This window comes from Modestobacter sp. URMC 112, assembly GCF_053502575.1.
This window is the reverse complement of the sequence record NZ_CP199957.1, coordinates 4679698-4693241: the sequence shown is the minus strand read 5'-3', so window position 1 is coordinate 4693241 and position 13544 is coordinate 4679698. Positions and strand designations below refer to the sequence as shown.

The following is a 13544-nucleotide window of genomic DNA, read 5'->3' as shown; positions in this document are numbered from 1 at the left end:
GTTCGTGGTCGGTCACCCAGCGCTCAACTGCGCCACACAGAGGCGCAGTGACTCCTGCCAGCTCGGCAGGGGCGTCAGGCCTGCGGCGAGCCAGCTGGCCGAGTCCAGCACGGAGTACGCCGGCCGGGGCGCCGGCCGCGGGAAGGCGTCGGTCGTCGTAGCCAGCACCCGCTCCGGGTCGGCGCCGGCCGCCTCGAAGACGAGTCGGGCGAGGCCGTGCCAGGTCGTCTGCCCGGCGTTGGTGGCGTGCAGCACGCCGTGCGCGGGGGAGAGGGCTGCCTCCACGAGCCCGCGGGCCAGGTCGCGGGACCAGGTCGGGGTGCCGGTCTGGTCCGCGACCACGGAGACGGTGTCCCGCTCGCGTTCGAGCCGCAGCATGGTGCGGACGAAGTTGGTGCCGTGGGCGGCATAGACCCAGGCGGTGCGGACGACGACGGCGTCGTCGTCGACCTGGGCGATGGCGCGCTCGCCGGCGAGCTTGGTGCGTCCGTAGGCGGTGCGCGGGGCGGGGGCGTCGTCGACGCCGTAGGGCCGGGTGGCGGTGCCGGCGAAGACGTAGTCGGTGGAGACGTGCACCAGTCGGCCGCGGCCGGCCAGCTCCTGGGCCAGCCAGCCGGGAGCGGCACCGTTGACCACCCGAGCCGTGTCCTCGTCGGTCTCCGCGGCGTCCACCGCGGTGTAGGCGGCGGCGTTGAGCACCACCGGTCGGGCACCGCGGGCCTCGGCGCCGGCCAGCCACTGCCGGACGACGATGCGGACGCCGTCCTCGTGGGTGAGGTCGACGTCTGCCCGGGTCAGCCCGGTGACGTCGTCGTCTCCGCGTCCGGCCAGGACGGTGAGCAGGTCGGTGCCCAGCTGGCCGGCAGCGCCGGTGACCAGCCAGGCGGTGGGCCCGGTCATGCGCGGGCGGTGGCCGCCGCGGCCTTGAGCGGTTCCCACCAGGCGCGGTTGTCCCGGTACCACTGCACGGTGAGGGCGAGACCGTCCTCGAAGGCCATCCGCGGGGCGTAGCCGAGAGCCGCCGTCTTGGAGTAGTCGACGGAGTACCGGAGGTCGTGGCCGCCCCCGCGGGGGTCGACGATGTTGTCCACGTAAGACCAGTCACGGCCGGTGGCCTCGAGCAGCTTCTCGGTGAGCTCCTTGTTGGACAGCTCCCGGCCGCCGCCGATGTTGTAGTACTCGCCCGGCTCGCCCCGCTCGACCACGAGCTGGATGCCGCGGCAGTGGTCGTCGACGAACAGCCAGTCGCGGACGTTGGCGCCCTCGCCGTAGAGCGGCACCTTGTGCCCGTCGAGCAGGTTGGTGACGAACAGCGGGATGACCTTCTCGGGGAAGTGGTACGGCCCGTAGTTGTTGCTGCACCGGGTGACGGAGATGTCCAGCCCGTAGGTCTTGGCGTAGGCGCGCGCGATCAGGTCGCTGCCGGCCTTGGCGGCGGAGTACGGGGAGTTCGGCTCGAGGAGGTGGTCCTCGGTCCAGGAGCCCTCGTCGATGGAGCCGTAGACCTCGTCGGTCGAGACGTGCACGACGCGGCGGACCCCGTGCCTGAGGGCGGCTTCGAAGACCTGCTGGGCCCCGAGGACGTTCGTCAGGACGAAACCCGCGGCGCCGGTGATGGAGCGGTCGACGTGCGACTCGGCGGCGAAGTTGACCACCACGTCATGGCCGGGGAGGGCGGCGTCCAGGTCGGCGGGAGCGCAGATGTCCCCCTGGACGAAGCGGTAGCGCGGGCTGTCGGCGACCGGGGCGAGGTTGGCCAGGTTGCCGGCGTAGGTGAGCTTGTCGAAGACCGTCACCTCGGCGTCCTCGTAGCCCGGGTAGCCGCCGGTGAGCATGGTGCGGACGTAGTGCGAGCCGATGAAGCCCGCGCCGCCAGTGACCAGGACGCGCATGTGACGGAACGCTAGCCAACTCCAAGCGCCACGGGGGTCTGCCGGGCCGAAGCTCCTACCGCCGGGTGAGTCCCCGCGACGGCCGCGCACCGGTCCGACCAGCGGACGGCTGGGATGATGGTCAGCCGGGTTCGGCGGCCCAGGCGCTGCGGACCATGTCCAGGAGGTCGTGTCGCGCTCGCCAACCCAGTTCCTTCTCGATGCGGTCCACGCGCCCGACGATGGCGGCCGGATCCCCGGGTCGCCTTCCGTGGACCTCGTGGGTGAGCGGTCTGCCGGTCACCGTGCGGACTGCCTCCAGCACCTCGAGCACGCTGCTGCCGGTACCGCGCCCGACGTTGTAGGTGGCCGTCATCGCGTCCGACTCCAGCGCCGCGGCGGCCCGGACGTGGGCGTCGGCGAGGTCGCGGACGTCGACGTAGTCGCGCACGCACGTGCCGTCCGGGGTGGGGTAGTCGTCGCCGAACACCCGCGCTGGCTCTCCGTCGCGGAGCGCGCGGAAGACGAGCGGTACGAGGTTGTACGCGCCGCGGTCCCGCAGCTCGCGATCGGCGGCGCCCACGACGTTGAAGTAGCGCAGGTTGATGACGCTGACGCCATGGGCCCGTGCAGTCGCGGTCAGCACCCGCTCGCCGTAGAGCTTCGACTCGCCGTACGGGCTCTCGGGGACGGTGGGCGCCTCCTCGTCCACGAGCTGGTCGACCGGGGTGCCGTAGACCGAGCAGCTCGAGGAGAAGACGATGCGGGAGCAGTCGGTCCGCCGCATGGCCTCCAGCAGGCTGACCACGCCGCCGACGTTCTCCCGGGCGTAGAGCAGGGGGTCGGACATCGACTCGGTGGGCGACTTCTTCGCCGCCAGGTGGACGATCCCAGTGGGGCGGAGACGCTCGAGGGCCAAGGTGAGCGCGCTGGTGTCCAGCACACTGTGGTCCAGGAGCTCGACGTCGGCAGGGAGCCGTGACGGGAGCCCGGTGGAGAGGTCGTCCAGCACGACTGGCGTCCGGCCGGCGTCGAGCAGCGCTCGGACGACGTGGGCGCCGATGTAGCCGGCCCCCCCGGTCACCACCCACTGCTCTCCGGACATGGCGTGGACTCTAGAAGGCGCCCACCGTCATCGTGGGTGGATCCTCGTGTCCGAACTTGCTGGTGGGCGACGGCACTACCCACAATGAGCGCCGCTCGACACTCGGAGACAACGCCGACCCGGCACGAGAGGCTCTTGCGATGCGAGTGGTGGTGACCGGCGGCGCCGGGTTCTTGGGGTCCCACCTGTGTGAACGGCTGCTCGAAGACGGGTTGGACGTCATCGCGATTGACAACCTCCTGACCGGCAACAAGGCCAACCTCGAGCACCTCGTCGCCGAGCCGGGATTCCGGCTCGTCGAGTACGACGTCACCAACTACGTGCACATCCCCGAGGACGTCGACTTCGTGCTGCACTTCGCCAGCCCGGCGTCCCCGGTCGACTACCTGCGGCTGCCCATCGAGACGTTGAAGGTCGGGAGCATCGGCACCCTGCATGCACTGGGCCTGGCGCGGGAGAAGCGGGCACGGTTCCTCCTGGCGTCGACCAGCGAGACGTACGGGGACCCGAAGGTGCACCCACAGCCGGAGACGTACTGGGGGCACGTCAACCCCGTAGGCCCACGTGGGGTGTACGACGAGGCCAAGCGCTACGCAGAGGCCCTGACGACGGCTTACCGCTCCTTCCACGGCGTGAACACCGCGATCGTCCGGATCTTCAACACCTTCGGTCCGCGGATGCGGCCTGATGACGGCCGAGCGATCCCGACGTTCATCCGGCAGGCGCTCGCCGTAGAGCCGCTGACCGTGGCCGGCGACGGGAGCCAGACCCGGTCGGTCTGCTACGTCAGCGACCTCGTGGAGGGGATCGTCCGGCTCCTGCACTCGGGACATCCCGGGCCGATGAACATCGGCAACCCGGGGGAGATGTCGGTCCTGGCGCTGGCCGAACTGGTGTTGGAGGTGACCGGCTCGTCTTCTGCCATCACGTTCGTGGAGCGCCCCCAGGACGATCCCCACGTGCGGCAGCCGGACATCTCCCTCGCCCGCGACCTGCTCGGCTGGGAGCCCAAGGTGCCAGTCCGGGACGGCATGGCCCGCACGGTGCAGTGGTTCCGCGACGTGCTCGACCCGGGAACCCCGTACTCGTCCCCATCCCGGACCGCGCCATGAACGTCGAGGACGAGCAGATCCCATGGCGGACGAACTCTCCCCAGGGCGTCGCGGGACAGCGCAGCTGGAGGGCGCTGTGGGACTCCCGGGAACTCATCGCCTACTTCGCGCTCCGCGACCTGCGGCTCCGGTACCGCCAGGCCGTGCTCGGCGTCGTCTGGGTGCTCGCCCAGCCCCTCGCGAGTGTCGCCGTCTTCACCTTCGTGTTCAGCCGGTTGGCCGGAGTGGACAGCGAAGGTGTGCCCTACCCGCTGTTCGCCCTCGTCGGCATGGTGACGTGGACCTACTTCTCCAGTGCGGTTTCGTCTGCAAGCGGGGCGCTGGCGTCCAACGTGAACCTGGTGACGAAGGTGTACTTCCCGCGGATTGCTGCTCCGGCCGCCTCGATGGTCCCGCCGGCTGTCGACCTCGCGGCCTCCCTCGTGCTCGTCGCCGCCGCAGCGCTGTACTACCAGGTGGGATCCGGCGTGCGGCTCCTCGCCGTCCCGCTCTGGCTGCTCGCTCTGGTGATGACGGGTTTCGGTGTCGCACTGTGGCTGTCCGCTCTGAACGTCCGTTACCGCGACGTCCAGCACGCCGTGACACCTCTGTTGCAGCTGTGGCTGTTCGCCAGTCCCATCGCCTACCCGGCGAGTGCCCTCTCTGGATGGCAGGAGATGGTGTACTCGCTCAACCCCGTGGTAGGCGTCGTCGAACTCGGCCGATGGGCGCTGCTGGGCACGCCGTGGCCGGGCTGGTCACTGGTGGTCTCGATGGGGGCGGCGTCCGTGGTCCTGCTGAGCGGGCTCGTCTACTTCAGTCGGGCCCAGCGCACGTTCGCCGACGTCATCTGAGCGGATGGTGTCGTGCGGTCAGGGATCGCTGTCGAGGACGACGCCAGAGCGCCGGAACAGACGGGTCCGCGACGTCAGCATCCGGCACGAGGCTGGGATACTACCTTCCGTGATCACCGTCGGGTCGGCAGGCCAGGGAGAACGGGTGCTGGGCTCGCTGGGCTGTCACCGCTGCCGCCTCGCGTCCGAAAGTCATGGTCGTTGACCCGTGGACCGTGTGCAGCTCGAGAGCGTCAGCAAGCGGTACGTGCTGGGACACCACCTCAACGCGCGCGAGGCGCTCCACGCGGCGGCGCGCAAGCTGGTGGGACAGCAGCGCGAGGACCCGCAGGTCCTGTGGTCGCTGCGAGACGTCACCTTCTCGGTCGGGGATGGTGAGGCTCTCGGGATCGTGGGCAGGAACGGGGCCGGGAAGAGCACCGTCCTCAAGATCCTCGCGGGGATCACCTCACCGACCAGCGGTATCGCGAGGACGCGTGGCCGGGTGGCCGCACTACTCGAGGTGGGGACGGGCTTCCACGCCGAGCTCACCGGACGGGAGAACGTGTACCTCAACGGTGCCATCCTGGGGATGTCCCGGCGGGACATCGTCGCCCGGTTCGACCAGATCGTGGACTTCGCCGGCACCGAACGCTTTCTCGACACACCCGTCAAGCGATACTCCAGCGGGATGCACCTGCGACTGGCCTTTGCCGTGGCAGCGCACCTGGAGCCCGACGTACTGGTCGTGGACGAGGTCCTCGCGGTCGGCGACGCGGAGTTCCAGCGGAAGTGCATCGGGCGGATGGCGGAAGCTGAGGAGGAGGGGCGGACGGTCGTCTTCGTCAGCCACGACCTCGAGACGCTGACGCGGATCTGCCGCCGTGCGTTGTGGCTGGAACAGGGCCAGACCCGTCAGTCCGGCCCCACCCGCGACGTCGTCCATGCATATCTGGCGTCGGGGTTGTCGTCGGCGTCCTCCGGCTCCCTCCTGAGTGGCGGTCCCGTCACGGTGAGCGCCGTCCGCGTCGTCTCCGACGAGGGTGGCCCCGGTCGGGCCCTCATCCGCGACGTGCCACTGCGGATCCAGGTGGACTTCACGCTCGATGCAGAGGTGCCCGGCTTGGACATGGCCGTCTACCTCACCACCCGGAACGGAGTCAGGATTTTCGACGAGGCGTTGAGCGACCGCGGGGTCACGAGCCTCAGCCCAGGCTCCTACTGCGCGGAGTTGTCCGTGCCGGCGGTGCTGAACGTGGGCGAGTACACCGTTGGCCTGTGGATCGGCACGGTTCACGAGGACCTGGTGAACGAGCCGGCCGCCGTCTCGTTCACCCTCAGTGGCGCGGAGCAAGACCGTCCGGACCGGCTGTTGGCCCTCGGGCTCCCCTTCGTGGTCCGACCCGTCACGACGGCTCCATGACAACCCGGCAGGCCGCGCCGCTCATCACGGTGATCATGATCTTCCTCAACGGTGAGGAGTACATGGACGAAGCGATTGCCAGCGTCGTGGCCCAGGAGGGCATGGACCACTTCGAACTTCTGCTGTGTGACGACGGTTCCTACGACCGGAGCACCGCGATCGCTCAGAGCTGGGTGGCGCGTGATCCCTCTCGCGTGAAGTACCTGGAGCATGAGGACCACGCCAATCGCGGCATGAGTGCCACCCGCAATCTGGGCATCGCCGCCGCGGAAGGTGAGTACATCGCCTTCATCGACGCCGACGACGTCTGGCGGCCGAGGAAATTGGCCGAGCAGGTCACGCTCATGGACCGCTTTCCCGAGGTGGGGATGGTCTGCGGCACCGTCCGGTACTGGCGCTCGTGGGCCGGCGGGCTGGACGACATCGTGCCCACCGGTCACGTGCAGGGAAGAGTCGTGCACCCCCCGGAAGCGTCTTTGGCCCTGTACCCGCTGGGACGGGCGGCTGCTCCCTGTCCCTCGGACGTCCTGGTACGCCGTCGTGCCGTCGAGTCACTGGGCGGGTTCGAGGAACACTTCACCGGCCCTAGGCAGGCCTACGAGGACCAGGGGTTCTTCGCCAAGCTGTACCTGGCCTGGCCGGTGTACTTCGCGGACGAGGTGTGGCTGGACTACCGCCAGCACGGCGACTCCATCGGTGCGACGGTCGGTCGCGCCGGCCAATACCACGACGTCCGCCGCTACTTCCTCGACTGGTTCGAGGGCTACCTGGACCAGCTACCGGATCAGCCGCCTGCAGCTGTCCGTGCTGCCGTCGCGCGGGAGCTGCAGCCCTACCGCAGACCCAGGGCGTATGCGCTGTCGTCCTTCGCCCGTCGGCTCGTGCGGAAGACCCGTTCGGGCGTTGGATGGCTCGGCAAGGGGCTACGCAGACTCGGGGGCGCTTGAGTTCCTCAATCCGCGGATCCCGCGGGGGATGGCCCTCACGAACCGGCCGCCCCTGCTCCGTGCGCGCCGTCCTGTGGTCACGACGCGCCGATGTGCGGCCACGGTCCTGGCATGGGCTCGAGGCGCGAGCAACTTGATGAGAAAGAGCAGGCCCCGATCGGAACGGAGGACCTCCACCCGAGGGACGCGCATGAGGTCCGTCTTGGAGTTCGTCAGGCCGGGGTCGATGGCGAATGCGGCGGTGAAACCGAAGGCCCGAGCCCGGGCTCGTACCTGTTCGTCGTGCTCCCCGTACGGGTATGCGAAGAAGCGGATCGGACCAAGGCCCTCGGCCTCGAGGTCGTCGACGCAACCTCCCATCTCGTCCTCGAGCACTTCGCCCGGCTTCCCGGCCAAGGACTGGTGGGTGCGCGAATGGCCACCGATCTCAACGCCTGCCGCACGCAGGTGCGCCAGGCCGGCTGCCCCGAGGAGCGCTCGGGGAGGCCCGCCGTAGTGGCTGTCCCATTCGTTCGTCCGGCCGAGGAGATGACTGACGGCGAACGCCAGGGCACGGTGACCCTCGGCGCGCAGCAGCTCGCCCGCCTGTCGGAGGTCGGCGTAACAGTCGTCGAAGGTCAGCAGCACGGCACGACGCGGGAGTCCCTGGCGGCGCTCGACGAAGCCGGCGAACTCCTCCGGGGTGATCAGCGTGAAGCCGTGCGAGCGGAGGACTGCCAGCTGGCGTCGGAACCGGTCGAGGGGCACCCCATAAGGCCGCAGGACCGGAGGGTCCTGCACGTCGGAGATGGCGTGGTAGGCCAGTACCCGGACAGTCGTGCCCGTGGGGATGCCGCCCGCCTCGTGGACGCCCCGCCAGTACTCCAACGACCGGGCCCGGAAGAAGACGAACCCGGGCATGCGTCCGCGCCGGTCGCCGACGAGCACAGCGAGGGACCGTGCGGGCCAGGTGATCGCGGACCAAGCGGGGACGGCTGCCAAGGGGCGGGCAACCCGCTGGGCGAACGGAGTGTGCAGCCCATTCAGCTCGAACAGGTCGAGAGCTTCCGGCGGGTGCTTGCGGGCGAAGCGGACGTCTGCGCTGCCTGCCTGACGCCATTGCCGCAGGTGCTGTCGGGGTGTGACGACGTACCGCTGATGGCTGACCGCGGCTGGGTTGAACCGGATGTCGTAGTTGCCTCGCAGCAATCGGTGGCCGAAGTCGACGTCCTCGTTGCCGAAAGACCCGCCGTGCGTGAAGGCGGCATCGAAGCCGCCGATGTCGCGGAAGACGGCCGTCGACACAGAAAGCTGCCCGGTCAGGAGGTCGTGCAGGGTCAGGACCGCGCCCGGCTGGGACAGCCGGACCAAGCGCTCGAGGGACCAGCTCTGCACGGCGTCACTGATGGTCGTCCGCGCCGACTCGGGGTGCAGGGGCATGTGACCAAGCACGGCGTCCGCGCCCTCCCGGTGCACACGGTCGTGCTCCGCGAGCAGGTGCGGGTCGGCCTCCATGTCGTCGTCCAGGAAGAGCACGATGTCGCCGCGAGCTTGATGGGCTCCGGCGTTCCGGGCTGCGGCTGCTCCGGCGTTCGCCTGCTCGAGCACGGTCAGTGGGAACGGGAGCTGCATAGCCCGTAGGGCCTCGGCGGTGCCGTCGGTGGACCCGTCGACGACGACGATGACCTCGTAGGCCTGGTCGTACACCTGGTCGGCGAGTGCCCGCAGGGCATCGGACACCACGTCCCGCCGCTGGTACGTGGGCAGGACGACGCTGATCCTGGGGTCGGCGCCTCCCGGAGGGCCGAGCCAGGGATCACGGGTGGGGGTCACGGGCGCCCGGACGGGTGGAGCACCTTGATGGTCCACAGGTACCCACGCTGGGTGGAGACCTTGGCGTGTGCGCGCGTCTGGTAATGGGCGTGGAGCCACTTCCAGATCCGGCGGGTGCGCGCGGTGTCGAGGCCGGCGAACATGGAGACGATTACGGAGCCGCCGGGCTCGAGGTACTGGTCGTATCGACGCACCAGCGCCAGCGGGTCGTCGAAGTACTCGAGCACCTCGTTGAAGACGATCACGTCGAACCGTCGTTCGGGGACGTAGGACTCGGCATCCGCACAGCGGAATGTCGTCTTCGCGTCGGCCAGCGCCTGTGCGCGCTCGATGGCCACGGCGGAGATGTCGATGCCCTCGAAAGAACTGAACGCCTCGTGCGCGAGGTGCTCGGAGAGGAAGCCCTCGCCGCAGCCGACCTCTAGGATGGACCCGCGCGGTGCTACGAGCCGGCAGTAGGACGCTACGACCCCGAACCGCGGAGCCTCGCCAAACGAACGGAGGTAGTCCCATTCCGCCGAGGCGTACTGCTCGTCGAGCAGTACCCCACCCTGGCCCATCGGCCGGTAGGGCTGGACGTAAGAGAGGAGTTTGCGTCCTCGGCGGTCGACCGCGGTGACCGCGCGCCTCACTCTCGCCTCCAACATCTCGACACTCCCCGCGATGCTCGGTGACGCGACGACCGTGGCGTCGAACGACAGTGGAAGCGCACGCTACCTCCATCCCGACGTCGGCAGCGGAGTACGAGGTCCTCCGCAGCGTTACCGTGTGCCCCGCACTGTTGCCGGACCACCGGCTCACCGCTGCTCACTCCGACATCGCCCAGCGGACGCCGTTGCTTGGAGGGACCCGTGACGTTCGTACGAGGCCTTCGACGCCGGATCCGTGCTCCGTTCCACAGGGGCCTACGGGTTGTCGAGGACACCGTCGCCGATGTGGGTCGCAGAGTGCCGGGCGGAGCGGTGGCGCTCACCTTCGACGACGGACCACACCCCGACTCCACACCGCGGGTCCTGGACGTCCTCCGTCGGCTCGACGTCCAGGCGACGTTCTTCTGCGTCGGTCGCAATGCCCGCGACCACCCGGCACTCGTACACAGGGCGCTGGACGAAGGACATGCCATCGGATCACACAGCTGGAGTCACCCTCACCCCGCCGAGACGCCGCGGCGACGCCTCTCACTCGAGTACTCCGACGGACGGGAAGCCGTCGCCTCGGTGGTCGGGCGAGATGTGCCGCTGTTCCGCCCCCCGCACGGCCACCTGAGCGTTGGGGACGCCCTCCTCATGCGACGACAACGGCTGGTGACCTGGCTGTGGACGGTCGACCCCGAGGACTGGCGCCCGGGCGTGTCCTCGTCCGACATCGTGTCCGTCGCCTCGCGCGCGGGTTCAGGCGACGTCGTCCTGCTGCACGACTGGGTGGAACAGCCCTGGGCCCCGCAGGCGCTCGACCGCTCGGCCACGGTTAAGGCGCTACCGGCGATCGTGGAGGCGGTCACTGGGCGGGGACTCCACTTCGTCACGCTGCCTGCATGAGCACCTCAGCGCCGCCACCACTAGTCTCCGTCGTGATGATCTTCCGGGACGCGGCGCGCTTCATCGAGGAGTCCATCGCCAGCGTCATCGCGCAGACGCATCCCGCGGAGTTGCTCCTGTGCGACGACGGATCGACCGATGAGAGCACGGAGATCGCTCAGCGGTGGGCTTCACGGCTCCCCGAGCGAGTGCGCTACCTGCACCACGACGACCACGCGCACCGGGGCATGAGTGCCACCCGCAACCTGGGGGTCCGGGAGGCGCGTGGCGACCTCATCGCCTTCCTGGACGCGGACGACGTCTGGGAACCCGGGCATCTGGCACACGACGTGGCCCTTCTCCTGCGCCATCCACACGTGGGGATGGTCTGTGGGCGTGCGTTGCTCTGGTACTCGTGGGCGCAGGACGGTCAGCGCGATCTGTGGATCCCGCCGGCTTGGCCGGCGGGCTCCGTCGTGCCCGGACTCCGCATGCTGGCGGCCACGCTTCGACGGAACGCGTACACGACGCCCACGTGCAACTTGCTCGTCCGAAGGACTCTGCTCGAGGACGTCTCGGGGTCAGAAGAGTCCTTCACCTCGATGTTCGAGGACCAGGCTCTTCTGGCCAAGCTCTACCTGAGGTCGTCCGCGGTGATCAGTGGGTCTACGACAGCCCGTTACCGGCAACATGAGGAATCGGCGAGCGCACGGGCGAAACGCCTTCGGACCTATGCCTACGGAGTCCCCAACGCGAGCACCGAGCGGTATCTGAGGTGGCTGGATGATCACCTCTCTGCACGGACGGGCGGGGACGGCGAGCTGGTGGCGGCCCTAGAGTCAGCCCTCGTGCCGTACAGAAGTGGGAATCGTGAGTGGCGATCGGTGGCCCGACGACGGCTACGCGGTGCGTTGCCCCCGCAGGTTCTGCGATTTGCCCGGAGCGCGGTGAAGCGAGCTCGCGCCGCCCGAGGGCGTCGAGTGAGGATGGGCTCTCTTCGTCGATTGACGCCGGTCAGTCGTCACTTCGGCTTCGACCGCGGGCTGCCGATCGACAGGTACTACATCGAGCAATTCCTCCATGAGAATGCGCTGGTGATTGCTGGGCGCGTGCTCGAAGTGGGTGACTCCGAGTACACCCGTCGCTTCGGCGGATCACGAGTCGTCCAGGCCGATGTGCTCAACGTGCGCGCCGGCCATCCCGAGACAACGTTCGTCGGTGACCTCGCCGACGGTGCCGGCCTTCCCAATGAGGCCTTTGACTGCGTTGTCCTCACACAGACCCTGCATCTCGTCTACGACCTGCCGGCGGCTGTCCGCACGCTGCATCGCATCCTCCGCCCCGGTGGCACGCTCCTCGCGACCTTTCCTGGGATAAGCCCCCTCAGCGATGATGAGTGGGCCGCTACCTGGCACTGGTCGCTCACCCCCGTCTCAGCTGCCCGACTGTTCGGAGACGTCTTCGGTACCGAGAACGTCGAGGTGGACTTCCGGGGGAACGTTCTTTCCAGTATCGCGTTCCTGCACGGTCTGGCTGCCCACGAATTGCGGCCCGGTGAACTCGCGTGGCCAGACCCTCAGTTTCCCATGCTCATCACCCTGCGCGCTGGCCGCTCGGTTGCGCCTCGCACCTGACCCGCTGGGACGCGGACTGATCAGGTCCAGCCGAACCCGACCCGGTGGCCCCGCGCTCCGTGGCTGGCCCGAAGGTCGGTTGCTTCGCTGGGAGGTCACATGACACGAGCTCCGGCATGAGTAGTGGAGGGACAGGCGCTGTCGGGCGACCCGTCACCGCCGCAACAGCGCTCCATCGGATACCGTGCGACGACCCTGTTTAGAGAGGACGCCTAATGATCCCGGTACCGACCGTGGCCACTTGGGGGGTGGCCGATCAGTATGGATCGCGCACGCACTCTGGCCACGACAGTGGACCCACCGGGACCTGCACCTATGTCTGGTGACTCAACAGCATCGCGCTCACTCCGAGCCATCAAGGTACTGAGGCAGAAACGGTTCGCTGCGCGATATATCAAGAGCACCCCCGCGAATGACCTGGCTTTGAAGTTCAGGCGCCTCCATCGCGCCGCCTTCTGGGCCGTCTGGGAGTGGCGACAAGTGCGCCGACTAGAGCGGATGGTGCGCCCGCTGCCGTCAGCGATGGTCGCCGTGGTGATCCCCACCTACCGGAGACCTGAGCTTCTGCCTAGGGCAGTGCAATCGGTCCTCGATCAGACATTTCAGGATTTCGTCGTTGTAGTCGTCGACGACGGGGGTGGCCAGATCGGCGACCTCCCTGAGGATCCTCGCGTTCAGGTGGTTCGGCTGAGTCGGAACATCGGCGTACTCGGGGTCGTCAACAACATCGGAATTCGTCTCGCCAGGTCCCGGTACGTGGCGCTGTTGAACGATGACAACACATGGCGAGAGGGACATCTGGCTCACGCCGTGGCTGCTCTCGAGGCGGGCGCGGACCTTGTCTACACTGGAATGCGAAGGCATCGACCGGATGGCTCCGACGTCGACGAGTTAGCGATCCCATTCGACCGTGATCTCATGCGTCAACAGTTCTTCACGGACAGCAGTACTCTGGTGGTGCGGAGGATCGCTAATCTGCACTTTGATCGTACACCCCGAGGGAAGAAAGATTCGATCAAGGAGGACTGGGAGTTCGTTTGGCGGCACAGTAGACATATGCGAACCCAGCTGGTTCCGTACGTCACCGTCGACTATCTCATTCACGACAATAGTTATCTGACGGACTGGTCAGGCTTCTGGGAGCAGCGCAGGGAGTTCGAGATCGACGAAGGGTAGTGACGCACTAGAGGTGCAGAGGGCGGAGTGCGAGCAGGGAGGCGGAACTTGGTAATCGTCGATCGACTCGAGGTTGAATAGAGCGTTCGCTCCGCTCTCCGAGGCCGAGCCCGGGAAGTCTAGATGCCTGATGAC

12 protein-coding genes are annotated in these 13544 nt (G+C 68.3%); 7 read left to right on the top strand and 5 right to left on the bottom strand.

Annotation, left to right across the window (positions count from 1 at the left end; genetic code table 11):
* Positions 1-12: 12 nt before the first annotated feature.
* From rfbD to galE, 3 genes are all read right to left on the bottom strand, one after another.
* Entirely contained in the window at positions 13-900 is an 888-nt protein-coding gene (gene rfbD / locus ACWIX6_RS22315; RefSeq protein ID WP_448614634.1) for a dTDP-4-dehydrorhamnose reductase, read from the bottom strand.
* Positions 897-1892 carry a dTDP-glucose 4,6-dehydratase gene (gene rfbB / locus ACWIX6_RS22310; RefSeq protein ID WP_448614633.1) on the bottom strand — a complete coding sequence of 332 codons (996 nt, stop codon included), beginning with the start codon at positions 1890-1892 and terminating at the stop codon, positions 897-899. Before rfbB ends, rfbD begins: the two co-directional genes overlap by 4 nt.
* Positions 1893-2013: 121 nt before the next feature.
* Positions 2014-2976 (bottom strand): UDP-glucose 4-epimerase GalE, encoded by a 963-nt coding sequence (gene galE / locus ACWIX6_RS22305; RefSeq protein WP_448614632.1) that lies wholly within the window; start codon positions 2974-2976, stop codon positions 2014-2016.
* A 140-nt stretch (positions 2977-3116) separates the two neighbouring features.
* On the opposite strand from galE, the gene ACWIX6_RS22300 reads away from it, so the two are divergent.
* The 4 genes from ACWIX6_RS22300 (at position 3117) to ACWIX6_RS22285 (ending at position 7270) form a co-directional block, all read left to right on the top strand.
* Positions 3117-4088, top strand: coding sequence for a UDP-glucuronic acid decarboxylase family protein (locus tag ACWIX6_RS22300; protein WP_448614631.1), 972 nt, complete (start codon positions 3117-3119; stop codon positions 4086-4088).
* The gene (locus ACWIX6_RS22295; RefSeq protein WP_448614630.1) at positions 4085-4921 is read left to right on the top strand and encodes an ABC transporter permease; all 837 of its coding nucleotides are present in this window, start codon (positions 4085-4087) and stop codon (positions 4919-4921) included. Before ACWIX6_RS22300 ends, ACWIX6_RS22295 begins: the two co-directional genes overlap by 4 nt.
* A gap of 208 nt (positions 4922-5129) precedes the next feature.
* Positions 5130-6323, top strand: coding sequence for an ABC transporter ATP-binding protein (locus tag ACWIX6_RS22290; protein ID WP_448614629.1), 1194 nt, complete (start codon positions 5130-5132; stop codon positions 6321-6323).
* Positions 6320-7270, top strand: a complete 951-nt coding sequence (locus tag ACWIX6_RS22285) for a glycosyltransferase family 2 protein (protein ID WP_448614628.1) — start codon at positions 6320-6322, stop codon at positions 7268-7270. Before ACWIX6_RS22290 ends, ACWIX6_RS22285 begins: the two co-directional genes overlap by 4 nt.
* Here the strand turns inward: ACWIX6_RS22285 and ACWIX6_RS22280 are convergent.
* Positions 7247-9082 carry a glycosyltransferase gene (locus ACWIX6_RS22280; RefSeq protein WP_448614627.1) on the bottom strand — a complete coding sequence of 612 codons (1836 nt, stop codon included), beginning with the start codon at positions 9080-9082 and terminating at the stop codon, positions 7247-7249. The genes ACWIX6_RS22285 and ACWIX6_RS22280 overlap by 24 nt on opposite strands.
* Complete coding sequence (locus ACWIX6_RS22275) at positions 9079-9642, bottom strand: class I SAM-dependent methyltransferase (protein WP_448614626.1); 564 nt, start codon at positions 9640-9642, stop codon at positions 9079-9081. The genes ACWIX6_RS22280 and ACWIX6_RS22275 overlap by 4 nt, the downstream gene beginning before the upstream one ends.
* Before the next feature lie 291 nt (positions 9643-9933).
* Between ACWIX6_RS22275 and ACWIX6_RS22270 the strand changes: the two genes are divergently transcribed.
* The 3 genes from ACWIX6_RS22270 (at position 9934) to ACWIX6_RS22260 (ending at position 13409) form a co-directional block, all read left to right on the top strand.
* On the top strand, positions 9934-10620 hold the full coding sequence (locus ACWIX6_RS22270; RefSeq protein ID WP_448614625.1) for a polysaccharide deacetylase family protein: 687 nt from the start codon (positions 9934-9936) through the stop codon (positions 10618-10620).
* Positions 10617-12233, top strand: coding sequence for a glycosyltransferase (locus ACWIX6_RS22265; protein ID WP_448614624.1), 1617 nt, complete (start codon positions 10617-10619; stop codon positions 12231-12233). The genes ACWIX6_RS22270 and ACWIX6_RS22265 overlap by 4 nt, the downstream gene beginning before the upstream one ends.
* A 498-nt stretch (positions 12234-12731) precedes the next feature.
* Positions 12732-13409: a glycosyltransferase family 2 protein gene (locus ACWIX6_RS22260; protein WP_448614623.1), complete on the top strand. Its 678-nt coding sequence runs from the start codon at positions 12732-12734 to the stop codon at positions 13407-13409.
* Positions 13410-13544 lie beyond the last annotated feature (135 nt).